A 24,189-nucleotide genomic window follows, 5' to 3' on the forward strand; every position below is an offset into this window, starting at 1 on the left:
TCATGCCCCCCCCCTCAGGACGGTTTACATAACTTTGGTCTCCCAGGCCGGTTCAACCCCGTAGAAGTGATACACCCGTTCGAACCACGCAAGGTCGTCGGACTTCGGCCAGTGACCCTTGTCGAAACTGGGAGCGGTCTCAAACGTCTCTTTCCGGATCTTCAGGGTATATTCGTCCTCTTTCGGCTCTCGGGAGAGCGCCTGCCAGGGCACGGGGTAGAGTTTCTCCCCGAGGCCCATGATCCCGCCCGAAGAGAGGACACCGAAGGTGACCAGCCCCGAGGCCGTATCGATCATCAGGGAATGGATCACGCCGAGATGATCTCCTGTCGCATTTTTTACCGAACTCCCGAGGATCCTGTCGAGCGACTCCATCCTCGGATAGACAACCGTTACCGGGCTTGCAAAAGCCATACTCTCTTCCCCCCCTCTGCGGCCGACCTTGGCCGTCCGTAGGATGATGCCCCTGTTGTCATGGGGAGATAAGAAGATTGTGTCAGGTCGGGTGGCACCTGCATAGTATTATCTACCGGGGCGCCAGGATCGGTCGAGGGGGTGTATTTTGATGTCAGGGAATGGCAACGCGAAATGGGGCGTCCTCACCATCATCTGTATGGCCATCTTCATCATGGTCATCGACACGACTATCATGAACGTCTCCATCTCGGCCCTCGTGATCGACCTGGACACCGCCGTCCCGGCCATCCAGGCGGTCATCTCCATATATGCCCTGATCATGGCCTCCTTCATGCTCATCGGCGGAAAACTCCAGGATGTCATGGGGAGGAAGAAGGTGTTTCTGGTGGGCCTTGCCCTGTACGGCGTCGGCACCTTCACCGCCTCGATCAGCCAGGACATCCTCACCCTGCTTGTCGGGTGGTCGATCCTCGAAGGCCTCGGCGCCGCCCTCATGCTCCCGGCGACGACGACCTTCATCACGGCTACCTATGAAGGGGCCGAGAGGGCCTTCGCCTTCGGCATGTGGGGTGGTGTCGGGGCGGCCGGTATGGCCTTCGGGCCGATCATCGGTGGCTACCTCACCGCGTTCTACAGCTGGCGCTGGGCCTTCCGCCTGGAACTCGTGGTCGTCATCGTCGTCCTCCTCTTCTCGTACCTCCTCACCGAGGCGAAGCCGACCGCCGCATGGCGTGACCTCGACATCGCAGGGACGCTCCTCTCCTTCGGGGGGCTCGGGTCGATTGTCCTCGGCATCCTGATCGTCCGAGTCCCCGAACTCTGGGGCGCTATCCCCTTCATCATCGGTGCCGGTGTCCTCCTCCTCCTCGTCTTTTATTTCAGGCAGAGACACCGGCAGGAGCGGGGGGAGATGCCCCTCACCGATGTCGGCCTCTTCAAGAACCGGATCTTTACGGCGGGGAATGTCGTGAGTACCGTCCTGAGCATCACCATTGCAGGCTTTCTCTTCATCATCCCGATCTTCCTCCAGAGCGTCACCGGCATCGACGCCTTCAGCACCGGGCTGACCCTCCTGCCCATGTCAGTCGCCGTTTTCGTCTTCTCCGTGATGGCGGCGCGGCTCTCCACTCTGGCGACCCCGAGGACGCTCATCTTTCTCGGTTTTGTCGTTTCCATTCTCGGGTCGGTGATGCTCCGCGGCATCTTCTCCGCAGCGATGGCGCCCGGCGAAATTGTCCTGGGTTCGATGATCTTCGGGATCGGTCTTGGCATCGTCTTCTCGCAGGTGACCAACCTCACCCTCTCTTCGGCGTCGAAAGAGCAGGAGAGCGACGCCTCCGGCATCCTGAACACGTCCAAGCAGATGGGAACGTCTCTCGGGACGGCTATTATCGGCGTCGTCCTTCTCTTTTCCATCATCTCAGGCCTGGTGACAGGTATTGCCGGGTCGACGTTCGGGCAAGGAGCGTCAGAGGAGCAGATCGCAGATGAACTGATGAAGTGGGCCGAGAAGATGAAGAGAGGGGAGACGCCGCCCGACATCCCGGAGGACCGCGTCTCCGAGGCGGACGCGATCGTCGATGCGGCGGTCAGCGGAGCGATGCGCTCCTCCTTCGACGCCATATCTGTCATCCTCGTCCTCGGTCTTATCGCGGGCCTCTTCATCACTCCCTCTGCCGGAAGGAAGGAGAAAGAAACATGACCCCCCAGAACCGACAATGAGGGATATACCGGGCACCTGCATCCTCCTCCTAACTCATCCCGTTCGAGAGCAGGCACCATGACGTCGTCCCTCTTTGAAACCGTTCTTATCCCCTCCGACCTTTCGCCCCTGAGCGACGCCATCGTCCGCACTATTGCAGGACTTCCCGGCATCGGCCGTGTTCACCTCATCCATTTCTCCGCGGCCGCCGACCGGGAGAGGGCGCAATCTGTACTGGACAGCCAGAAAGAAACGTTCGCCGCGCTGAACCCCGCGGCCGTCGTGACGGCGCGGGCTGAAGACCTGACCGGTGATAGCATCCCTGCCGCGATCCTTGCGGCATCGTCACGGGAGCGTGCAAGCCTGATCGTTATCGGGGCACGCAGGGGATTTTTAGGCCGATCGCTCCTCGGCCGCGGTGCGACGGTCGTCCTGACCCGGAGCAGGACGCACGTCCTCATCATGAGGTCGCCCGAAACCGTCTGGTCAGGATGGATCGCTGCCCCTGCCGGACTGCAGGACATTTTTTCAAAGGTCCTGTTTCCGACCGACTTTTCCCGGCCTGCCAACGAAACCCTGCACCTCCTGGCAGGGATGCCGGGCATCGGCGAGGTCGTCCTCCTCCATGTCATCAGGAAGGTCGAGGGGGATCAGGCGGCACGGGAGAGGACTGTCAGCGAGGTCGAGACAGGGCTTGACCGGGCCCTTTCCCCCCTCGAACGCGCCGGTGTCCCTGTGCGGACACTCATCCGTTTCGGCAGGCCATGCCGGGAGATCTGCGATGCCGCGACAGACGAGCAGGTCGGCATGATCATGATGTCGCGGTATGGAAAGATGGACTATCTCAGGCAGGTGCCGCTCGGCGCCACCACGTCTGAGGTGACACTTCATACGAGAGTCCCGGTCCTCGTCGCCTGCACGGAGATCCACCTGACTGTCTCGGTCAGGGAACTCGGCGTCGACGAGTTCTACCTCGCAGAAAAGATCTGGCTCGACTACCATGCGACAAAGTCAGACCCGGCGACGGACCGGATCTTCTGTGTCTTCGTCGAGGACACGCCGGTGAGCGTCGCACGGTGCAAACGCCACCCTGACGGGTGCGAGGTCGATGGTGTCTTCACCTGGGAAGAATTCCGGGGGAAGGGATATGCCCGGAAGGCCATGGAAGGTCTGGTCACGGCCTGCGGGTCGGAGGTGCTGTATATGTATGCGGTTGTGCCTCTCGTGAACTTTTACGCCTCCCTCGGCTTTGTGCCCATCAAAGAAAAAGAACTGCCGGCGTCGATCCGGCAGAGATACGCGTGGGCGCTGGGGAACCTGAAGGGCACGAATGTCTGCCCGATGAAGAGGATGAGCGGGTAAAGGTTCTGCCCTATTTCGCCTGTTCATGTGCCTGGTACAGGGTGCCCTGAGGCTCTTTCCCTCCTGTCCCGTGGCGGGGACAAATATATCGTGCCTGACCGATACATGCTGGCCGGAGTTGTGGGCATGGAGGCGAAAGAGGAGCAGGACACGGCGTCCCGCATTCTCAGGACGCTGAGACTCAGGCCGCGGGGGATGACGATCACCGAGGTCGCAAAAAAGACCCGGATCAACCGGAACTCGGTCTCGAAATACCTTGAGGTGCTGCGGGTTGCGGGGCAGGTCGATGCGGCGGTCATCGGCAATGCGAAGGTCTACGCGATCGCCCAGCGCGTCCCCCTCTCTTCCTTCCTCTGTTTCACCAGGAACATGATCCTGGTCCTCGACAGTGCCTTCCGGATCGTCCAGATCAACGACCGCTTTCTCGACCTTGCCGGCGTGGAGAAGAGGGCAGTTATCGGGCTGCATATCGAGGACGCTCCCCTCCCGATCATCTCTGACAAAGGGGTGCTGAGGACCATCCGGGATGTCAGGCGTGAGCAGGTCCACACTGATGTTTCCTGCAGGCTGGATGACGGGGAGTTCTTCTTCAGTATGCAGGTGATCCCGACCGTCTTCGACGACGGTGAGCGGGGGTGCACCGTCGTCCTCGAGGACATCACCGCGAGAAAACAGTATGAACAGGCGTTGCAGCTCAGCGAGGCGAAGTTCCGGGCCATCGTACAGGACCAGGCAGAACCTCTCTGCCGCTTCCTCCCCGGCGGGAGGATCATCTTCGTGAACCGTGCCTTCTGCGAGACCTTCGACGTCAGTGAAGAGGACCTCGCCGGCACGACCCTGTGGCAGTTCATCCCCCCATCCTTCCATAAAGGGATCGAGACAAAACTCCGCGACCTTGGCCCCGATAACGCGGTCTGCACCCTTGAGATCCCGGTCGCCATGCAGTCCTCCGCGGAGACCCGCTGGTTTTCCTGGACAGTCCGTGCAATCGTCAACGGCGAAGCGACGCTCAGGGAATACCAGGGTACGGGGACTGACATCACGGCGGCCCGGCACCTGGAGGAGAAGAAACGCCAGTACCTCCAGAAGATGGAGTTCCTGGCACGGACGGCGATGGAGTTCGTCAACCTCCCGCCCGGTGCCGACATCTACGCACTCATCGCCCGGAGGATCTCCGAACTCGTGCCTGGGGCGGGCGTCTCCGTACTCTCCTACGACGAGGACGAAGGGCGGTTCTCTCTGCGGGCACTGATGGACGAACGCTTCAGGGCCGAGATGAAAGAGGTCGTGGGGGAGGATGTGATTGGCATGTCCTTCCCCTTCGTCGAAGTATTTTCGTCCCCGTATTTTGAGGACATTAAGGTCCTGGTGGATAAAGGGACGGCAGAATATGTCCTCTCCCGCGAACCCGGCGATGGGGGCATGCCGATGTCGGTCATCACTCTCGGGCGGATCCCCGAGGATGTCTGCAGGGAGATCGTCGGCCGCGGCGACCTCGGTAAGGCGTGCATGTTTGCGCTCCTCTGGGATGGGCAACTCTTCGGGAATATCGCGATATTCCTGCGCCGGGATCGCGAACTCCGGGACAGGGAAGTGGTCTATTCGTTCGTCAAACAGGCGTCCATCGCTCTCAGCAGGCAGTTCACCGGGGAGCGTCTCCAGAGGAGCGAGAGGCGGTTGCGGGACATCATCGACCTTCTGCCCTATCCGGTCTCCATCATCGACAGGGAGGGGTATATCCTCTTCCTGAACAGGAAGTTCACCGCAGTCTTCGGGTACACCCTCGATGATATCCCTGACTGCGACACCTGGTTCAGGACCGCCTTCCCTGACCCTGCGGAGCGGCAAAAGGCTGTCAGGGCCTGGACATCAGACCTCGACACTGCCGGCACCGGCGAAGTCAGACCGCGGTTCTTCAGGGTGCGGTGCCGGGACTGCAGGACAAAGGCCGTCCTCTTCAGGCCGGTGATGCTCAGCGACAGCACCCGCTATGTCGCCTGCGAGGACGTCTCCGAGGCCGAACGCATCCATGGCGTCCTCCTCGCCGAGATTGCCAGCCTCAGAAGGAGGCAGGGGCCGAAAAAATTCTCCGGATAAATCTATGCCATGCACAACGGGTTCGTAAATCTCTATGTGTTCCGGGGGCGAAGGGTCTGCCGTGGCATAGGGGGGTGCCGCAATGGAACACAACACAGAAGGAAAGACCGGAATGGATCTGGCCGGACTGCTGGATGTCGTGCAGAACGGTGATATCGCCAGCAGTCTCCGGGCGATGAACGACCTCCGGGCGGTTGGCGATGAGGCCGTCGGCCCGCTGGTTGCGTCCCTCAGGGAGGGAACGGGCGCCGGACGCTGGAGGGCGGCGATGGCGCTTGCCCGCCTGGGACAAAACGCCGTGGACCCGCTGATCACAGTCGCCACCGGCGGCGGCGGCGACGGGGTCACGAACCCTGCCATCTGGGCCCTTGCCGATATTGGAGATCAGAAAGCCGTGCCGCACCTGATCGACCTCCTTCGCCGGGAGCAGTCGGTCTGCTGCCGCGTCCTGACAGCGGCGGCGCTGCTTAAACTTGGCGACCCTGCGGGGATCGCCGAGGTGAACCGCCAGTACGCGGAGCACGGCGAGGACTACCAGGGAATGGTGATGGAGGCCTTCGAGGGGACCTGAACCCCTCCTGCCTCTGTTAGACGTGCTGTTTTCCCGATTTTGTAGAAACTTTCGCATAAGAGCGATCACGTCCCGAAGAGAAACCTGGAGAGTTTTTTTGTTCGGGGCAGAGATCCTGAGAAGGGGGATTGGAGGTACGGGACCGAAGTGGATGGAGAGGGAGTACGAAGAACCTGTGGACCGCGACGACACTCACCCTTCTGTTCAGAGGGGTGACCGAGGGATCGAAGTATGGAGGCTCTCTCTACAAATCCCTTTTCACGGCCATACAGACCCGGTCATTTCAGGTACCTCCCCACCGGCGTGTGCGGAGCAATATCCCCGAGAGATATCAAACCAGGAGATATATTATCTCGGGATATATCACAAAAAAAAAGAAATTCGGGGTGATATTGTCTATGAATCGGGCCACAAACCCCACGTGCGTGAAGGCGCTTCACGCAACAGTGTATGCGGAAGAGTGTATGGCGCAGATCACGATTGATGTATTTTGCAGAGGGACGTGCAAAAAAAAGGCAGGGTAAGGATCTTACCTGGCCGGGATGATCAGAGAGCGCTCGCCCGCGGGCATGTACTCGCGGATCGCACCCTTTGCAAACTCGCGCCTGGGTTCGGCGAAGTCGAACTTCAGGGACGGGTCGGCGAAGGTGATCTTGATCAGGGGCTCGAGGCAGAACGCATCGCCGCGGCCGTAGTGGGAACCGGCGACGATAGCGGAGTACTCGCCCTGGTGACCGACGTTCATGGCGTAGTTCGGGTAGTTCGGGCCACGGAGTTCGCCCATCAGGCCGCGGTCGGGCTCCATGGAGAGGGAGTTTGCCGAGCCGCACTGGTCCTGCAGGTCGTAGCCGAAGAAGCCGAGCCTGGACCATGCATCCTTGTGGATGATCATGGAGAGGTACCAGCCGTTGAGACCGGCGTTCGAGTTGCCGGTTGCAATCGAGGTGGAGAGACCGGAGGCTGCTGCCATGACACCGGCACGCTGGGAACCGCCGAAGTGGTCCTCCATCATGGTCGGGAACTGCTCGTACTGTTCGAGGGCGTTGAGGGTGACCTCGGTAGCGATGTCGTTGACGACGTCCTGGGTCGGCTTGACCTTGTCATCGGCAGACGGGTTTCTCCAGTCGACGTTGTACTTGTCCTTGATGTAGTCCATACCGTAGTAGGTGAACTCATCGAGGATGTTGTCGGTGTACGCGGCGGTCGCGTACTGGGTGAAACCGACACCGCCGGACATGTAGGATCCGAGCCAGATCTGGTCGAAGAGCATGCAGCCTGCACCGACGACTTCGAGGGAGGCCTTGGCCGGGTCGTTCGGGTACTTGCGGTCGGCCTGGATCATATCGGCGAAGTGGCCGAACTTGATGCCGCCGGGCTCGTTCGGACCGCGTGCACGGCGGGCCGGGAGGATGGATGCCATCTGGATGACACCGGCGTGCTTTGCAGCGAAGGAGAGGTCGGCGACTGCCGCTTCACCGGCGCACATGCGGTATGCAGCGATGAAGGACATACCGATCTGCATTGCAGACCAGCGGGAGGTCGTACCGCCGTCGCACGTCCTGGAGACGATGGACGGGATGTGGATTGCCTGGAACATCGACTTGCCGACCTCGGCCTTGAGGTCCTCGGCCTGCTTCTTCGGGAAGAGCTTCTCGATGTTGATGAGGAACTGGGGCTCGATGTCGTCGGCGAGTTCGTCGTCGCCGGTGAAGACCTTCACGTAGCAGTCATCGGTGAGGGCCGGGTGAGTCTCGACCATGTGTTCCTGGACGACTGCGCCGCCGGGCATCGCGTGGTTGAGGATGTGGAGGTACTCGTTGATCGTCTCAGGAGTGACTTCCTTGCCAAGACGCTTCTGCAGGGTGGCGTGGGCCATGTCCATGCCGACGATAACAGTCCGGCGGATCTCGTCCCACATCTGCTGCATGGCAGCGTTGTTGACGAAGTGCAGGTCGTCGCCCTCGACGAAGACGCCGGTGCCGGAGACCTCGTAGGTCATCAGCTGGCGCTGGCCCATCGGGATACCGCCAAGGTGGCAGCGCTCGGGGTCGTACATGGAGATACCACGCTGCATCTCGACGGCGCGGGACTCCTTCATGAACTCGCACTTTCTCGGGGACTGGCGAACGCCATTGAAGTTATAGAACTCAGTCTTCTCAGACTGCACATCCTGTCCCTGGAACTTCTCCTTGAGTGCCTTCAGGAACAGTTTCTGTGCTCTCTCAATCTTTGCCATCGCTATTCACTCCTCCTTGGGCATGAAACCGTATTTGGTCCTCAGCGTGTGGATGCGCTGGAGGTATTCGATGTACTCGGGGTCTTCACGGAGCGCAGTTCCGACAAGGGAGTGGAAGATCGTGCTGTGCTCCTTGAGCCACTTTGCGTCCATCGGCTTGCCGACCTCGACCGCACGGTCAAGGGGAACGCCGACCTGGTCCTTCACGTACCGGACAACGCCGTCCTCACCAAGAACGCAGCGCTGAAGGGCGTCGAACATCATGCCGTCCTCTGCAAGACGGAGGGAGTGGCCGTGCACGGTCGCACCACGCATGCTGACGAGGGCGGGGTCGAACATCTCGGTCTCGATCAGGGTCTTGGCGTACTGGTCGAGGTCGCGCTCGCGGCACTCGACGATCTGGCGGCCAGAGAGGGTGCCGGGGTCGATGGCGCGGAAGCGGTACATTTCTGCGTAGGTCCGCTGGTACGGCTGGGACGGGGCGTTGAACATCGAGTCCGCAAACTGGACGTACCTGACACGGTCGCCGGCCTTTGCGCCCTCGGTGGGCTTGACAAGCTTGCGCATCGGGTCTGCGGGCTCCTGCTGCTCGGCCAGGGGCGGGTGGGCGCTCGGGTAAGCCGCACCGGGTGCGCGGTGGCCGAGGACCAGGACGACGTCCTCGTCAGTGACCTCACGGAGTTTTTCGAGTTTGTAGTTGGGATTCATCTGGTTGCGCCTGTTCTGGGCAACGATAGAAGTTCCCGGACCATACTGTGGAGTGTATGCCATTTTGTCACCTCAATCGGTTAAATCTGGTGTATATTCTGTCTGGAGATATCCTGACAGTCTTCCCCCTGCTCCGGGCGGGTGGGAATCGGGATGATGATCGGTCCGTCTTTCTTTCTGGGATCGACGAGTCCGATGACGAGTTCGTTTGTCTCGGGACCATATTTTGCATAGTCCACAAGGGTCGGAGTGCTCTTCATGAACCGGCCTTTCTGGAGGGTGTACGGGATTTCAGTGAAGAACTCGTCGCACATTGCCTGCACTACTGCGATCACCTCGTCGTCTTCGACTTCAAGGGTGACCGTGCCGGTCTGGATCTTCATCTCGAATTCGGCGCCACAGACCTGGATCGTCCGCCTGTTGGTATTGGGATTGGCCTGACCGCGGGCCGGGCCGTACGGGACAATGGCCGGGAGGCCGGGACCGTTGATCACGATCCGGCGGATTCCCGGAACCCTCGCGACCTGGCTCAGCAGGCCTTCTGTCGTCTGGGGCGACAGGAGACGGAGGGGAACGATCCTGCACTGGGGGAAGGCTGACTCAGGCAATCAGATCCACGCCCTTGGCGATCTGGTCTATCGGCTTGTTGAAGACGTCGATCTTGCCGTAGGTCTCGCCCATCATCTTGGACGTGCCTTCAGGTGCGAACATCTGGGTGCCCGCATCGAGGGAGGCTGCGGCGACCACACACGGGATCGCAACGCCGTTGGCGTGGCGGGTCACGACGTGGTTGCCGTTGAAGATGCCCGGACCGCCGCCACCGTAGATCGAGTGGCTGAAGAAGGAGAAACCGACGGCGGTACCCATCATGCGGCCGAAGTCGGAGGACGGCAGGCCGGTCTCGTGTTCGATGAGGTCGTTGAAGTACAGCAGGGTCGAGGAGACTGCCTGGGCAAACCGGCCTGCACCACAGTTGACGATGGTGGCTGCAAGGGAGCCGGCAGAGACGTAGGCGTTCCAGAGCATCGGGTCCTTGGTGTCGTAGAACTGGAAGTACCCGCCCTTCTTGCCCGGTGCAATGACCTTGTCTTCGATCGCACGCTCGACGAGGGACTGGACGACGGAACCGACTGTGCCGGTCTCGCCGTTTGCCTTGACAAGGTCGTAGACCATGTTGTTGGCGTTGAGGCCCTGGTAGGCGTAGCAGAGGAGCTGGTTGCGCTCGAATGCGCCGATTGCCTGGCCCATCTCGAACTCACCGGCGGTCTCGAGGGTCGACGCAAGGGCGGCGCCCTGGAGGGAGTTTCTGCCGGTCATCATGACGAAGTGGTTGACCGGGACGTTACGGAGAGCAAAGCCGATGCCTTCGTTGTTCTGCGGAATGGACAGGATGGAGGTGACAAGGGCACCCTGCATGTCCATGGTGTGCGGGTAGGCGCCCCAGCAGGCGGCCTTGACCGTGGAGGCGTTGAAGGCGTCGATATTGAACTGGTCGACGATCGCGTAGGTGGTCGCTGCGGCAACGGCGGTGATCGCTGCGTCGTACGTGGCGGCGTTCACGAGACGCTTCTTCGGAACCTCAACGAGAAGGAGGTTGCCCTTGTTGAACTCGAGGATGTTGGTGTCGTCACCCTCCTCGACCTGGACCATTTCCTTGATCCTGGCAACGATGGCGTCCTTGTTCTCCATAATCGGGAGGTTCAGTTCGCGTCCCCTGATCTTGCCCTTACCGAGCTTTCCAATCTTGAGAGCCTGCTCTATGCCCCCAAGGTTGACATTAATCGTTCTCTTAGTCAGGTCGATGATCTTGCTGGTCGCCGGGTTCACCAGCGGGCTGATCTTGTCGAGGGTAACGCCGCTTTTCAGCAGCTTACCGTCATCTGAATAGAGATCGATTGTTTCTGAATATGCTGCCATATCAGTTCATCCTTTTACCCTTTGTGCAGGAATGTTTCTTCATGGAGAATTTCACCCGGTTTTTCAGATGCAACTCTCCAGAGTCTCTACTGCAAGCCCCGAATAGGGACATTATATCTTTTCTGGAAGGCGCATATAAACGTTCCTAATTTTTTTTAGTAAATTAACATTGTGTTATACATTAAAATAGAATATTATAATTAAGTAATATTAATTTGAGGTCATCTTGATGGCCAATATAGATATACATCAAATATATCCGGTTTCAATCTAGATAGGCTTTTTCATAGGTTCATTTTTAGATACAAAATAGGAATAAAAGTAAATTAATTATCATAGGATAATATTTATCTATAATATTACGCGATCCCGGAGATTGCCATCATGATCGGAACCGGGTCATTCGGGAGGCGGGCGGGCGTTTAAATGGGCTCAATCCTATCAAGGGAGAAGAACTGCCTTTAAAATGGGACGATATGATATAATGACCTTTCGGAGGTGTGGCGCCGGATTGCCGGGGCCATGAGGGAGATAGCGTGGACTCCTAGACTGTGATCCAGAACAGGCACCTGACGATACAAACGATCCTGACGATGGCGGTGGACGATGCAGAAAAAATGAAAGGAAAAAATGTTTAAAATGTTTAGAATCTGGGCTTTCTGTGCTTGGGGAGGCAATCCCGGCAGTACACAGGTCTTCCTTCAGTCGGCTTGAAGGGTACTTCGCATTCCTTACCGCAGTCTGAACAGACTGCCTTGAACATCTCACGGGGACCGCGGGAGAAGTTGTCCCTCGGGCCACCTACTCTGTTGCCGTACATTATGTTACCTATGCAGTTTTGACGCTGCATGCATATGTTAGGGCCGGCAGTATAAATATCCATGCATCGTTCTCAAATTATGTAACTGAGTGTGGAATCCCAAAATATGTCTCATAACATTGACCAATTCATAATAGTGGCAGGCAGATAAAATCCGGCACCGTACATGCGAAATGCTCAAGGGCTTCGGGTACGATCTTTTGCTGAGAGAAGTATGAAAATACTGGGAATCAATGGGAGCCCTCGCGGGCAGGAGAGCATGACCGGACGCCTTGTCGATGCCGTGCTCCGCGGTGCGCGAGAGGCCGGGGCAGAGATCGAGTTCATCGACGCCGCAGCCCTCAGGATCAGGCCATGCAGTGCATGCACCCTCTGCTATCAGACGGGCGAGTGCCCGAAGCAGGACGACTTTGCAGCCCTCTACGAAAAGATGCTCGAAGCCGACGGGATAGTCTTCGGTTCGCCAAACTATATCGACAACGTCTCCGCGCAGATGAAGGTGGTCTTCGACCGGATGGCCGACGCCGTCCACTGCCAGTTCTTTGCCGGGAAGTACGGGTGCGCCGTTGCGACCGCCGGGGGGGCCGGTGCCGACGATATTGCGACGTACCTGAACCACGTCCTCCAGGTCCTCGGGGCCGACACGGTCGGCGCGGCGGCCGCGGTGATGGTCGCAGGCCCTGAGGCCTTTGCCGCTACCGAGAAAGAGGCCTTTGCGCTCGGGAAGAACCTTGCCGCGGCGATCACGGACTGCCGCACGTACCCTGAACAGGAGGCACTCCACGCCGAGATGGCGGCAGGGATGAAAGCACTGGTCTTCGCCAACAAAGATGTCTGGAAGCACCAGTATGATCATTGGGTTGCACAGGACAGGAATTAAATATCGTAGTGTTTAAGTGACCTCGGGCAGGATATGTGTATCATGCGTATCCTCCCCGTCCTCCTTCTCATCGCCCTTGCACTGGCCGCGTTCGCGGCAGGGTGTACGTCATCGCCGGTAGTAACGCCCGATGTGACGCCTGTGGTTACCGCGGCCCTCCCGCAGACAGGCGACGATCAGCCCGCGATAACTGTCGGCGTGCTCGGCCTCACCCCGCAATATAGTGTCGACAAACCCTTTTCCTATCTGGCGCGAGTACAGGCCACCAGCCCGGGCACAGTCGAGGCCACCGGCGTCGTGGTCGTGGTCACGCTCGTCGACACAGAACTCAACACCGTCAACGACACAAAAAACATTGCCATCGAGCGTTTTGTCCCTGGCGATACGAAGATCTATGACGTGCGCCTGACCGGGAAATCTGACCGTGAGTACCACGTCGAAACCGAAGTCCTCTTCAACCAGGCCTAGAACTCTCCTCTTTTTTCCCGACCTCTCGCCGCATCCTCGCCGTGTGCGACCCCTCCCAGTAGAGGCGCCGACAGATCGGGCACCAGAAAAAAGAAAGCCCTTCCGGCTTTCGTGGCGCATAGGCCGCACCGAGTACCTCCTTTTTCTGCGCCGGACGGAGGGGCGTGTTGCAGACCGAACAGCGGTCGAAGGTGAACTCCTGCCTGATCAGGCCCCTGTCCACGAGTTGCCTCTCCTGCTCCATGACGTCTGCCGACCTGATGTACACACCCCGCCCCCCTGCCCGGCGCGCCAGTTCGGCGTCCCGCGTCAGGAGGATCCGCCCGTCAGTCTCGGCGATGGCAAGGAGCACCGTGTCCTCTCGCGGGTTTCCCGGCGTGAGGGCGTTCGCCGAGAGGGTGTCGTACCCCATCAACCGCAGGTGCCGTGTCAGCACCCCGAGCATCCTGTCGGCGAGGAAGCGCGGCCGCCCCTCAGACCGACCTGACAACCGGGATCCTCTCCCCGCACTGGCCGCACCGGTCCCCGTCGAGGTCGACGAACCTGCTCGAAAAACCGGCCCTCTCGATGAGCAGCGCCCCGCAGGAGGGACAGTACGTGTTCTCGTACGGCCCGGGCGGGACATTGCCGAGGTACGGGTAGCGCACGCCGAGGTCCTTTGCCTGCCTGTAGATCCGCTCAAGAGTCCTGAAGGGCGTCGCCTCCAGGTCGCGCATCTTGTAGTCAGGGTGAAACCTGGTGAAGTGCATCGGCGTGTCTGGCCCCAGGTTGTCGAGGACCCAGGTGATCAGGGCCTTCATCTCGTCTTCCGAGTCATTGAGGCCGGGGATAACGAGAGTCACCGTCTCGATGTGCATCCCATGCTCGCGGGCGGCGAGTGCGGCGTCGAGCACGGGCTGGAGTTTTGCCCGGCAGACTTTCTTGTAGAAACCCTCGGTGAAGGCCTTGATGTCCACCCTGAAGGCATTGAGCATCGGCGCAAGTTCGTCGAGCGCCTCCTCCGTGATGTAGCCGTTCGTGACATAGACCGTGCCAAGGCCGCGCGCCCGCGCCTGTGTTCCCATGTCCAGGGCGTACTCGTGCCAGATCGTCGGTTCGTTGTATGTCCAGGCAATGCTCGCGGACGCCGAAGCGAGCGCCCTCTCCACCCCGGTCGCGGGCGGGATCTCCATCAGCCGGAGGTCGGCGAGGGACGCCTGCGAGATGTGCCAGTTCTGGCAGTGCTGGCACCTAAAATTGCAACCGACACCGCCGAGGGAGTACGAGAGGGTACCGGGCAGGAAGTGGAAGAGCGGCTTTTTCTCGATCGGGTCCACCGCCTCTGCGGCGACCAGGCCATAATTTGCCGCATACAGGGTGCCGCCCTCGTTGACCCGCACCCCGCAGATTCCATGTTTGCCCGCGGCGATCGTACAGCGATGAGCGCAGAGTGAACATCTGACTGTGTCCCCCTCGACCCGTGCGTATTGGTGCGCCTCATGCATGCCCCCGCATGGGAGTTTTCCTCCATTAAAAGGTATGGGCCTCCGGGCGACCGATCTCAACAAGATATATGGGCGTAATTCCTAAACATATAAGGTTAGATCACCATGACGAAGATCGTGCTCTCCCTGGGAGGTTCGATACTGGTGCCCTCCCTCGAATCTCATACTATCTCCCGGTACGTCGAGGTATTGAAGAAAATGGCCTCCCGCAGTCAGGTGTTTGTCGTGGTCGGCGGCGGAGGCGAAGCCCGGCGCTATATCAGGGTCACGCGCACCCTCGGCATCAACGAGGCTGCATCGGACGAGATCGGGATCATGATCACCCGGATCAATGCCTCTCTCCTGATGTATGCTCTCGGTGACGCCGCATACCCCGCGGTTGCCACCTCCTATCAGGAGGCCAGAGTCTTTGCCGAGTCTGGCAAGATCGTGGTCATGGGTGGCGTTACCCCCGGTCAGACAACCGATGCGGTCTCTGCCGTGCTTGCCGAGACGGTGAGTGCCGACGTGGTCATCAACGGCACGTCCGTCGACGGCATCTACAGTGCCGACCCGAAGAAGGACGCCCACGCACGCCGGTACGACCGGATGACCCCGCAGGAACTCCTCGAGATCATCTCGGCAGCCCGCCTGGACGCCGGGTCGAACACGGTCATCGATATCGTGGCCGCCAAGATCATCGAGCGCTGCGGGATCCCCCTTGTCGTCATCGACGGCAGGAGGCCGGAAAACCTTTCCGAAGCGGTCTGCGAGGGCACCTTTACGGGTACCGTCGTCAGCGACACCGCATGCACCCTGTTTCCCTTCTAATCCCCCACCACCATAATTATTTTAGGAAAGACGCCGATAGTATTTCCTGCATCCGGGGTAGTAGGGTAGCCTGGTCCATCCTAGAGCGTTTGGGACGCTTTGACGGCAGTTCGAATCTGCCCTACCCCACTTTTATGGACCGATCACGTGCCTGTTTGATATATCATGCCCTCCGCGGGCGCTATCCTCCGACAATCGAGAACGGGATCAGTTACGGCGATCCCTTTGAAGTGCTTGTCCTGACAATCCTCTCGGCCCAGACCACCGACCGCTCGGTCGAGGCGGTGCGCCCCCTCCTCCTCGCCCGGTATCCGACGCCCGCCGCCCTTGCCGCCGCGGACGAGGCGGAGGTCGCCGCCATCGTGAGGCCGACCGGTTTTTACCGGGTGAAGGCACGCCACATCATCGGCGCCGCCCGACAGATCACCGACACCTTCGGGGGCGAGGTGCCGGCGACCCTCGACGGCCTCCTCTCCCTCCCCGGCGTCGGGAGAAAGACGGCGAACATCGTCCTCTCCAATGCCTTCGGCATTGACAAGGGGATCGCGGTGGATACCCATGTGCGCCGGATCTCCCGTCTTCTCGGCCTCACCGACGAGAGCGACCCGGAAAAAATTGAAAAAGACCTGACCGCGCTCTTCCCGCAGGAAGTCTGGGGCGAGGTCAATGCCCTGTTTGTCCAGCACGGGCGTGCGGTCTGCATTGCGGGCAGGCCGCGCTGCGACGTCTGTCCGCTCGTCCCCTGGTGCCGGTTCTTCAAAAATGAGGGTCAGGGGAAGAAGATATCGACAACGACATAACATCCCCAGGCGACCGCCGCAGAGGCCGGGACGGTCATGACCCAGGCGGCCACGATGTCTCGCACAATCCCCCACTTCACGGCCGAGTAACCCTTCGTCGCCCCGACGCCCATGATCGCCCCGCTCATTGCATGGGTTGTGGAGACCGGGACACCGAAGGCGGTGACGAGGGAGAGGACCGCCCCTCCCGCAGTCGATGCGCAGAAACCCTGGTACGGGCGCATCCGCGTGATCTTGTTTGCCATCATGTCCACAACCCGCCATCCGCCAAGGAGGGTGCCGAGGGAGATCGCGGTGCAGGAGATGAGGATGACCCAGAGGGGGACGGCGAACTCGGTGAGGATACCCCCGGCAACGAGCATCGCCGTGATGATGCCCATCGCGTTCTGGGCGTCGTTGCTTCCGTGACCTATCGACTGGAAGGCCGCGGCCACGATCTGGAGTTTCTTAAAGCCATGGTTGAGGATGAGCGGGTTTGAATGAGCGAGGCGCCTGATGATGACGACGCCGAAGGCATAGGCGACCATGAACCCGAGCATCGGGGAGACAACCATGAAGACAACGACGCTGACGATCCCGGAGATGGGGAGGAGGCCTGTGGCCACGAGAATCGGGATCAGGATGGTGATGCCGGAGAGGGCGCCGATAGCCAGGTACCGGTTCCATGCCTCGCCGGTGGCGAGGGCAAGATAAACTGCGGCTGCCATACCGCCGATCGCCCCGATCACGACCATGACGACCAGTTCGACGAAGAGCATCTCCGATGGCCAGAGGATCGACTCGATCCCTGCCCGCGCCGTTGCGGCGCCGAGGATGCCGCCGATCAGGGCGTGACTGCTCGATACCGGGATCCCGAAATATGAACACCCGAAGACCCAGAGCACCGCTCCGATCAGGGCCATGAGGATCAGATGAGGAGTGAAAACGGCGGGATCAACGATGCCCCGCCCGATCGTCTGTGCGATCGCGGTCGTGAAGAGGAGCGGACCGACAAGATTGAAAAATGACGCAAGGAGCACGGCCTTGAAGGGGGAGAGCACCTTGGTCGCCACGACCGTGGCTATGGAGTTTGCGGCATCATTGAGGCCGTTGACGAAGTTGAACATCAGGGCCAGCATGATGCCGAGAATTATGACGACTTCCATGATCACTCTTCAGGAATGTCTAATTGCGATGTCTGAGAGTACGTTCGCCACGTCCTCGCACTTGTCGGTGGCGACCTCAAGGTTCTCGTAGATATCCTTGAGTTTGATGATCGTGATGGCGTCGTTGGTGGCGAAGAGGTCCTTGATCGCGTTCCCGAGCACGACGTCGGCAAGGTTCTCAAGCCGGTTGATCTCGATGCAGTGCTTCTCGACGGTGCGGGGGTCGTCCATCTTCCGGATCAGCCGTACCGCCGTCTGGACCTCCTGTGTTGAGAGGAGAATGAGCCGCGCCAGTTCTTTCATGACATCGTCGGCCTCGGTGACGCCGTAACCGTACATCTGCTGCGTCGTCCCGTCGATGTAGTCGAGGATGTCGTCGAGGGCGGTGGCGAGCCGCGAGATCTCCTCGGGTTCCAGGGGGGTGATGAAGGTGAGGTTGAGTTGCTCGTAGACCTGGTGCGCAATCTCGTCGCCTTTGTGTTCGATCTGCTTCATCTTGTGGCACTGGTTCTGCACGTCGACGTAGTTGTTGACGAGCGCGTTGAGGAGCAGCGCCCCATCATTGACTGTATCTGCCAGTTTCTCGAACAGGTCGAAAAATGCCTTGTCCTGTGGCACAATCCATTCCTTTAGACCCACAATACACCCATCTTCTATCAGTTGCCTTCTGGCAAAAAACCATCCTTCTGTATGGGGATGTCGGCGGTGCCTGTAACGGGATATTCCCCTGGCTTTCCCGGGTTTTTCATGCTGTAAAACACGAATCATTACCTTTCAGGCCTGTGCCGCAGGGCACCTCGGCCGCGGCGGGGACATGCGGTGCCACGCAGTATGCGCTGGCACTGGAATTTTTCCGTCATAAACCCGTTTTAGGCCTGAAGTCCCGATATTCTCAGCGATCGGGAGAAGAAATGTCAAGAACAGTATTCTTGAGGTAGCACGACCCCTCTCGGGGTGACATCTCCCGGACCGTGTGACCGGAAATGGCCTTGAAAACCTGAGTGCCTACGGCCTCCTCGCGACCATCGGGGAGCAGGAGATGGAGGGCCAGATCGGGTTCAGGACTGTGGCGTACATCGGCGACATGCGTGAAGAGGGATGTGGACTGGAGGAACCTTGTGTAAACTGGAGATATCTCTTCAACCAGTTGTCTTTAAGAGACTATTGCCCAACAGCGTTCTCTATAGAATCGACGTCCTCTGGAAAGAGTTCCTTTCCTTTTTCCGTGTATTGGATCACACCCAGTTGTCTGAGGAAATCCAGATCGCTATCGATTTCCCATCCCTCTGCAAGTTTGCCGTTCGCGATCCGCCAGATGAACACCATCTGCATTGTTACCCTGTTGCCGGTAGGAGGCAATGTGACGCCGAACAGATTCCATTTGCCCGTATGGGTCCCGGTAGCTCTCACACAGACCCATACCCTGTCCCCTTCGGCAATCATATCTTCGATCTTCTCATGCCAGTCAGGGAAACCTTCGAAGGCGAGTTGAAAAAGTTGTCTGAAACTTTCCAGACCTCGCTGCTGATGAGTGTGGTCGATATAATCCGGTGCCACCAGATCCCCGAACAGATCCAGATTTCGCGTATTATAGGCATCGATAAACCTTCGGACAAGCGCCTTATTCTCTTCCGACGACATGGAACATTGCCTCTCCTTGAATATTTATTTCCTATTTAAAAGGTGCCGTCTTGTCGAGCGTCTATTTTTCCCGCCAGGCAGCCGTGCGCCTTCGCTCTCTCACCTTTTCGAACTCGAGATCTGCCTCGAAAGCCTCAATCCCCGCGAGCGCATGTTCCTATCTTCCTAAGACCTCCAATTGCCGATGCAGGATCATCGGAGTGCCTGTACAAATGTGCGATCTTATTTTTCTCAGCCCGTGATGGGGGGTTATGGGATCATAATTATTATTCGATCTTACATTCAACAAGTTTCTTAATAATTTCATCTTTTGGAGAAGTCCAATCAATAGCATCTATCGTTTCCATCCACCATGTATGTAGTGATATACAGCAGTAAAAACTTCGAATCGCTTCAAACTCGTTAATTTGGATTTTACTTCGATGTGAAATCGCATTTCGATATTCTCTTAATTCATTGAAATTCGCTAATTTACTCTCTGGAAAAATTGTTATTCGTCCATCTTTTTGTAAATGGCGCATCAATATTTCCCTTAAGTTATAATCTTCTACTTTGCTATATTGAATTGCTTTTGTGATTATTTTGAGGACTTGTTCATTGATTTTCTCACTTGGTTCTTTACCTATCTGAGTTGAAGTTTCTTTAATCTCTCTAAATAATCTATCAATGTTTGCATTATTAGATTCACTGTTTGCCTTACTTGACTCCTTTTGTGGATTAACTGTTTCCTGAACATTTTCTTGGATATAATAGAATAACTCGCCCATAGGCATTTTTCTATTCAATTCTTGTCTGAATAATGTTTCAAAAATTTGAATCAAAAGACTTTCTGTAAAAATACCTAGCGTATTGACACAATGGGAATAACTTCCTTGGTTAAATTCTGAGATGGCGATACTAATTTTTTCCTGTAATTCCTTGGAGGACACAATTTGTCTGAAGTTCGGTTCAAGATAGGGGACATACACAGAGAAAGCTACTTCTGATGGGGAGAAAAATCTTGAAATTTTTGTTTGTTCTATATGGTTTAATTCATTAAAAAACCTGACCATAATTTCAATTGACTCTTTACCTGTAGAATAGATTGTTAATTCGAGATAATCCCTTTCGATAATACAGTGGTGGTTTAGGAAGAGAAATATACTGCCATCATTGGCCATAGGGATAAATTGATCAAAAATAATTTCTTCATTAAATATCTTAAATGCTTTTTGAAAATCTTTTTTAATTGTATCGTGGTTTAGTTTCAGAATAATTTCCATATCATCGGGACGAATAACTCTTTCTATTGTTTTTTTAACGGTTTCATTATCTTTTTGTTGGATGTAGTAAAAAAGTGAAAATATAAAACTCACTCTTATAAATTGGTTAGTTGAGAATTTTTCGTGGCGTAATCCATGTGGAGCCGTTCTATACCATTTTTCCACAATTTTTTGGATCTCATTATCCATACAATTTTCTTTAAAATATTTATAAAATCCATTTAAATTTAGGGTGGTATTAATCCCCCAAATCCCAACTTTTGCTGGTCCTTTTAAATATTCGATTATAGTATCAATTTCGGATTGGGGAAGAAATTTTGCGATATCATATTTATCTACATCCGGTTGACAATAGTGCATTGGCGATTCGTCTCTAATTATTTCCTCGAGCATTTTTAATTGGACATCAGTATTTCTATCCATAGGCAATACTCCATTGTATTTCCAAACCAATAATATATATGGTGCGTAATAGACCTGTCGATATCATCACCGTTCTTTTTAAAACGTCATCCTTAAACCCTCCAGGCCTTCATTGCACATCAAAAATGTACTATTCTAAGGAATAAATCTCAGATTGTTTGGAATGTCTCGATTAATTTGGAAATTCACTCGATGGTGCTTCACTTCAGACGTGGTAAGTATCTGCATGTGTCACGACACACCCTGCCTTTCACTCTCTCTGGCCTTCTCAGCAGTCCCGCTCTCTCCCCCGCGATGCAGTAACCCCCTTCACTAAAACCTCTGACCACCTCTGTATGATCACCAGAGTGTCCACACAAATCGTAAGTGTGCGTACCGTACGCAACAAACAGGAAACAAGAGATAGAGAAAATGCCATATGATCCTCAAAAACCCGCATCCGGCGACGCCTGCACATCGCCGTCTCCCCGGAAGTCCACGACCACTTGAAAAACCGCGTCGGCAATATCAGCAGATTCCTCGATGCATTAACACGAGAGACTATTCCAGATTCGATCTGCAATAGTTATTTTCACAAAAACAGAGATGGACCGAGCGGGAATTGAACCCGCGGCCTCTTCCATGCCAAGGAAGCGATCTTCCCCTGATCTATCGGCCCAGTGCTACCTCATATTGTTGAACGTGATCCCATAATAAAGATTGGGCCAGGCTACTCCCCTAACCCTCCCTCATACGGTCCTGGAGGCGGGAGAGCACGCGGTCCCGCGCATCATCCCTGTCCGGTGCCCACCCCCTCCCGACCATACCTTCAATTGCGCACAATGAAAAACTCTACCTATGCCGATTTCCGGCCCTTTTCGAGGGCACCCTGCGGTTGATGAAGAGGAACCCGTCCATGAGACCGGTGCAGGAGGCGAGGTCTACAGAAGGCTGAACCGGAAGTGCATGGTCTCGATGTACATCGGGCATGCCATCTCATACGCCGTACTCCTGGCGGGTTATCTCCTCCTGACGACCTTTTCGCAGGAATTCCTGGGCCCGTACTACGGTCCAGTTCAATACGCCGCTCTGGTGGTCCTCGCGGTCGCCCTGCTCTATAGCGCGGCGGCCCCGCCGGTCTACTACGCCCGGTACAGGTACCAGATCACCGAGGACAGAGTGGATGTCCGCTGCGGAGTCCTCGTGATACGGCACATCCTGGTGCCGATCGAACGGGTGCACCAGGTGGAAGTCTCCCGCGGCCCGATCAACACCCTGCTCGGTCTTGCGGATGTCACCATCACCACCGCAGGCGGGGATGCGACCATCGAATACCTGGAGATCGAGGAGGCGGAGAAGGTCGCAGACCTGCTCAACAAACTGATCGGTCGCATGCTCCAGGACAGGATCAAAACGCCCCCAGCCCCCGCTACCGCCACCGCCGGGCCTGCGGATGAGTGAGTGGAGAGCAGATCTGGAGGAAAATAGAGTGGAGAATCAAAACGGGCTACACCCGACCGGAACAGACGCGGAATCATCCTCTATCGACCAGACCGCCAACGGTCGGCAGTGCGAAAAGGACTTCCCCGACGCGGATGAGGAACGCGCCGCCCCACAGGCACCTCCGTGTTCAGAGGAAAGGAGCATGGCCGGCGAAAAATTCAGGTGTCACCCCAGCATTATCGTGGAAAATTCGGCCAGGACGTTCTTCTCAATAGTGATCTTGCTGATTTTCCTCGGTGCATGGATCGACAGCACCGCCGTCCGGGGTATACTCGCGCTCTCTCCTATCGCCCTCCTACTCTTCTACTCCAGGCAGTGGAAGAGGACGACCATCCAATTTAATGAGACAGATGTCGTGGTCGAGAGGGACACCCTCTTTCAGATGAAAAAGACCCTCCCCTACACAAAGATGGCATCGGTCAACGTGAACCGGGACATCGCAAACAGGGTGTTTGGGACATCGAAGGTGCTGATCAACATCAACTCCGGGGCCAGCGCCACGACCCCGGAAGCGGTCCTGACGTTCAGGCAGGACGTGGCTGAGAGGCTGAGGTCCGAGATGTCGCAGCGCCTCTACGACCATGCGATCTCCCCGGATGAGGAGGAGACGATCGAGTCCCTGGCAACGTTCACTCCGCTGGACGTAATTATACATGGACTCTTCAGCGTCTCGACCTACCAGACCATACTGGGCTCGATGTTCCTGGCCTACTCGGTCTTTGAACTCTACCTCTCCATGGTAACTGAGGTCGAGTTGGGTGCGGGGGCGATGGTCTCTCTCGTGATGTTCGTCACAGTCCAGATCATGCCATCGGTCTCGCTGATGTTCCGGTACTACAACTACAAGGTCTACCGCCGGGGCGACACGATCTATCTCCAGCATGGTCTGATCAGGACCTACAGGACCTCTTTCAGTGTCTCACGGATCAACGCCGTCCGCGTCAAGAGCACGCTCGCCGCCAGGATTCTGGGGCGGTCGTGCATCGAAGCCGAGGTGGTGGGACTGGCCTCGGAGAGTGACGACAGTTCGCGCCCTGTCCTCTGCCTGCTCAAAGACGATGCGACCCAGCAGAGAGTCTTCCGGGAACTGGTGCCGGAGTTCGTCTATGAACGCGATCCAGAGAGACAGCCGGAAGGCGCAAAGAGTGTGCTCCAGATACGGGCGGTCGTCGCGTCCCTGGTGCTGGCGGCGGTGATGTGCATCCCATCACTCTACGTCTCCCCCGAGGCCGCCGCCCTTTCCGGGATCACCGGCATCCCGGGCGTGGTCGTGCAGTGCATGCTGCCCCTGGGTACGGCGCTGGCAGTCCTTGCGACACTCTATGCCGCGCACGTCTCCTTCAGGGTCACGGAGTTTGACGCCGGTGAAAACCTCTTCACGTTCGTGAACGGCGCCGTCGACCGCGAGACCGCGGTCATGAACTATGATAAGGTGCAGATGATCTGGATCGCAAAGGGCCCGATCGCCAGAGTGTTCGGTGTCTCCCGGGGGAGCGTGTATATGCTCTCTTCTACCGGGAGTTCGAGCATCACTTCAGGGTATTTTCCCGAGGGCCACCTCAACAGGCTAAACGAGATCGTGATGGACCGTATCGCCAGCGGAAGGTATGATTACCGGCTGAACAGTGTCTGACCTGACCGTAAGCCTCCTCCCCCCAATGAGTGCCTGTGGGCGAGAATCCGTGTCCGGACATGGGGGAAGAGGACTCTTTTTCTCTTTTACCCGAATTGCCGAAACATTACCGCGCAAGGGCGCGTGAAACGGATAAATGTCCGGACCCAGGAATTCATTCCAACGATGAATCCCACAATGGCGTTCTTTTTAAAAACGAGTGGACCGAGCGGGAATTGAACCCGCGGCCTCTTCCATGCCAAGGAAGCGATCTTCCCCTGATCTATCGGCCCGATGCTACCCTACGATATTGAATGCCATCAGATAAATGGATTTGGGCCGGGGCCCCCGC

22 protein-coding genes and 3 tRNA genes are annotated in these 24,189 nt (G+C 57.2%); 11 read left to right on the plus strand and 14 right to left on the minus strand.

Translation table 11 applies throughout. The annotated features are described in order from the left end of the window. Nucleotides 1–24: 24 nt before the first annotated feature. Entirely contained in the window at nt 25–414 is a 390-nt protein-coding gene (locus tag BP869_RS06755) for a PRC-barrel domain-containing protein (protein WP_342678111.1), read from the minus strand. A 151-nt stretch (nt 415–565) separates the two neighbouring features. Between BP869_RS06755 and BP869_RS06760 the strand changes: the two genes are divergently transcribed. The 4 genes from BP869_RS06760 to BP869_RS06775 all read left to right on the plus strand — a co-directional run bounded on the left by BP869_RS06760 (nt 566) and on the right by BP869_RS06775 (nt 6,149). Further along, nucleotides 566–2,119 (plus strand): MFS transporter, encoded by a 1,554-nt coding sequence (locus BP869_RS06760; protein WP_342678113.1) that lies wholly within the window; start codon nt 566–568, stop codon nt 2,117–2,119. A gap of 78 nt (nt 2,120–2,197) precedes the next feature. Beyond that, complete coding sequence (locus BP869_RS06765; protein WP_342678115.1) at nt 2,198–3,481, plus strand: GNAT family N-acetyltransferase; 1,284 nt, start codon at nt 2,198–2,200, stop codon at nt 3,479–3,481. Nucleotides 3,482–3,607: 126 nt separating this feature from the next. Further along, a complete protein-coding gene (locus BP869_RS06770) occupies nt 3,608–5,578 on the plus strand; it encodes a PAS domain S-box protein (RefSeq protein WP_342678117.1) in 1,971 nt (656 codons plus the stop codon). Between the two features lie 82 nt (nt 5,579–5,660). After that, entirely contained in the window at nt 5,661–6,149 is a 489-nt protein-coding gene (locus BP869_RS06775) for a HEAT repeat domain-containing protein (RefSeq protein WP_342678119.1), read from the plus strand. A 529-nt stretch (nt 6,150–6,678) separates the two neighbouring features. On the opposite strand, the gene mcrA is transcribed toward BP869_RS06775, so the two are convergent. The 5 genes from mcrA to BP869_RS06800 all read right to left on the minus strand — a co-directional run bounded on the left by mcrA (nt 6,679) and on the right by BP869_RS06800 (nt 11,830). Beyond that, entirely contained in the window at nt 6,679–8,385 is a 1,707-nt protein-coding gene (gene mcrA / locus BP869_RS06780; protein ID WP_342678120.1) for a coenzyme-B sulfoethylthiotransferase subunit alpha, read from the minus strand. Nucleotides 8,386–8,391: 6 nt separating this feature from the next. Beyond that, a complete protein-coding gene (gene mcrG / locus BP869_RS06785; protein WP_067049869.1) occupies nt 8,392–9,156 on the minus strand; it encodes a coenzyme-B sulfoethylthiotransferase subunit gamma in 765 nt (254 codons plus the stop codon). A gap of 17 nt (nt 9,157–9,173) precedes the next feature. After that, entirely contained in the window at nt 9,174–9,701 is a 528-nt protein-coding gene (mcrD, locus tag BP869_RS06790) for a methyl-coenzyme M reductase operon protein D (protein WP_342678124.1), read from the minus strand. Beyond that, nucleotides 9,694–11,010, minus strand: coding sequence for a coenzyme-B sulfoethylthiotransferase subunit beta (mcrB, locus tag BP869_RS06795; protein WP_342678126.1), 1,317 nt, complete (start codon nt 11,008–11,010; stop codon nt 9,694–9,696). The genes mcrD and mcrB overlap by 8 nt, the downstream gene beginning before the upstream one ends. A 643-nt stretch (nt 11,011–11,653) precedes the next feature. After that, nucleotides 11,654–11,830, minus strand: coding sequence for a CxxC-x17-CxxC domain-containing protein (locus BP869_RS06800; protein ID WP_083523494.1), 177 nt, complete (start codon nt 11,828–11,830; stop codon nt 11,654–11,656). A gap of 214 nt (nt 11,831–12,044) precedes the next feature. Between BP869_RS06800 and BP869_RS06805 the strand changes: the two genes are divergently transcribed. Both BP869_RS06805 and BP869_RS06810 read left to right on the plus strand, forming a co-directional pair. Then, nucleotides 12,045–12,710 carry a flavodoxin family protein gene (locus BP869_RS06805; protein WP_342678128.1) on the plus strand — a complete coding sequence of 222 codons (666 nt, stop codon included), beginning with the start codon at nt 12,045–12,047 and terminating at the stop codon, nt 12,708–12,710. Nucleotides 12,711–12,752: 42 nt separating this feature from the next. Then, the gene (locus tag BP869_RS06810; RefSeq protein ID WP_342678130.1) at nt 12,753–13,178 is read left to right on the plus strand and encodes a hypothetical protein; all 426 of its coding nucleotides are present in this window, start codon (nt 12,753–12,755) and stop codon (nt 13,176–13,178) included. Here BP869_RS06810 and BP869_RS06815 read toward each other — a convergent pair. Both BP869_RS06815 and amrS read right to left on the minus strand, forming a co-directional pair. Beyond that, the gene (locus BP869_RS06815) at nt 13,165–13,668 is read right to left on the minus strand and encodes a Mut7-C RNAse domain-containing protein (RefSeq protein ID WP_342678132.1); all 504 of its coding nucleotides are present in this window, start codon (nt 13,666–13,668) and stop codon (nt 13,165–13,167) included. The two genes, BP869_RS06810 and BP869_RS06815, sit on opposite strands and share 14 nt — an antisense overlap. Further along, on the minus strand, nt 13,652–14,662 hold the full coding sequence (gene amrS / locus BP869_RS06820; protein ID WP_342678134.1) for an AmmeMemoRadiSam system radical SAM enzyme: 1,011 nt from the start codon (nt 14,660–14,662) through the stop codon (nt 13,652–13,654). Before amrS ends, BP869_RS06815 begins: the two co-directional genes overlap by 17 nt. A 105-nt stretch (nt 14,663–14,767) precedes the next feature. Here amrS and pyrH point away from each other — a divergent pair, with 105 nt between their 5' ends. The 3 genes from pyrH (at nt 14,768) to BP869_RS06835 (ending at nt 16,272) form a co-directional block, all read left to right on the plus strand. Then, nucleotides 14,768–15,472 (plus strand): UMP kinase, encoded by a 705-nt coding sequence (gene pyrH, locus BP869_RS06825; RefSeq protein ID WP_067049849.1) that lies wholly within the window; start codon nt 14,768–14,770, stop codon nt 15,470–15,472. Nucleotides 15,473–15,526: 54 nt separating this feature from the next. Next, nucleotides 15,527–15,601: transfer RNA gene (locus BP869_RS06830), tRNA-Pro, on the plus strand. A 26-nt stretch (nt 15,602–15,627) separates the two neighbouring features. Then, nucleotides 15,628–16,272, plus strand: coding sequence for an endonuclease III (locus BP869_RS06835; RefSeq protein ID WP_342678137.1), 645 nt, complete (start codon nt 15,628–15,630; stop codon nt 16,270–16,272). Here BP869_RS06835 and BP869_RS06840 read toward each other — a convergent pair. The 5 genes from BP869_RS06840 to BP869_RS06860 form a co-directional block, all read right to left on the minus strand. Further along, complete coding sequence (locus BP869_RS06840) at nt 16,242–17,417, minus strand: inorganic phosphate transporter (RefSeq protein ID WP_067049843.1); 1,176 nt, start codon at nt 17,415–17,417, stop codon at nt 16,242–16,244. The genes BP869_RS06835 and BP869_RS06840 overlap by 31 nt on opposite strands. A gap of 9 nt (nt 17,418–17,426) precedes the next feature. Then, nucleotides 17,427–18,056: a DUF47 domain-containing protein gene (locus BP869_RS06845; RefSeq protein WP_067049840.1), complete on the minus strand. Its 630-nt coding sequence runs from the start codon at nt 18,054–18,056 to the stop codon at nt 17,427–17,429. 522 nt (nt 18,057–18,578) lie between these two features. Continuing rightward, nucleotides 18,579–19,058 (minus strand): ester cyclase, encoded by a 480-nt coding sequence (locus BP869_RS06850; RefSeq protein ID WP_342678139.1) that lies wholly within the window; start codon nt 19,056–19,058, stop codon nt 18,579–18,581. Between the two features lie 266 nt (nt 19,059–19,324). Further along, nucleotides 19,325–20,743: a hypothetical protein gene (locus BP869_RS06855; protein WP_342678140.1), complete on the minus strand. Its 1,419-nt coding sequence runs from the start codon at nt 20,741–20,743 to the stop codon at nt 19,325–19,327. A 586-nt stretch (nt 20,744–21,329) separates the two neighbouring features. After that, nucleotides 21,330–21,401: transfer RNA gene (locus BP869_RS06860), tRNA-Ala, on the minus strand. 179 nt (nt 21,402–21,580) lie between these two features. On the opposite strand from BP869_RS06860, the gene BP869_RS06865 reads away from it, so the two are divergent. Together BP869_RS06865 and BP869_RS06870 are read left to right on the plus strand one after the other, a co-directional pair. Further along, nucleotides 21,581–22,183 (plus strand): PH domain-containing protein, encoded by a 603-nt coding sequence (locus BP869_RS06865; RefSeq protein ID WP_342678141.1) that lies wholly within the window; start codon nt 21,581–21,583, stop codon nt 22,181–22,183. A gap of 256 nt (nt 22,184–22,439) precedes the next feature. Further along, the gene (locus BP869_RS06870) at nt 22,440–23,858 is read left to right on the plus strand and encodes a hypothetical protein (protein WP_342678143.1); all 1,419 of its coding nucleotides are present in this window, start codon (nt 22,440–22,442) and stop codon (nt 23,856–23,858) included. Nucleotides 23,859–24,058: 200 nt separating this feature from the next. Here the strand turns inward: BP869_RS06870 and BP869_RS06875 are convergent. Continuing rightward, nucleotides 24,059–24,130 (minus strand) — tRNA-Ala (locus BP869_RS06875). Between the last annotated feature and the right edge of the window lie 59 nt (nt 24,131–24,189).

This window comes from Methanofollis sp. UBA420 (assembly GCF_002498315.1).
In the GTDB taxonomy this organism is placed as follows: Archaea; Halobacteriota; Methanomicrobia; order Methanomicrobiales; family Methanofollaceae; genus Methanofollis.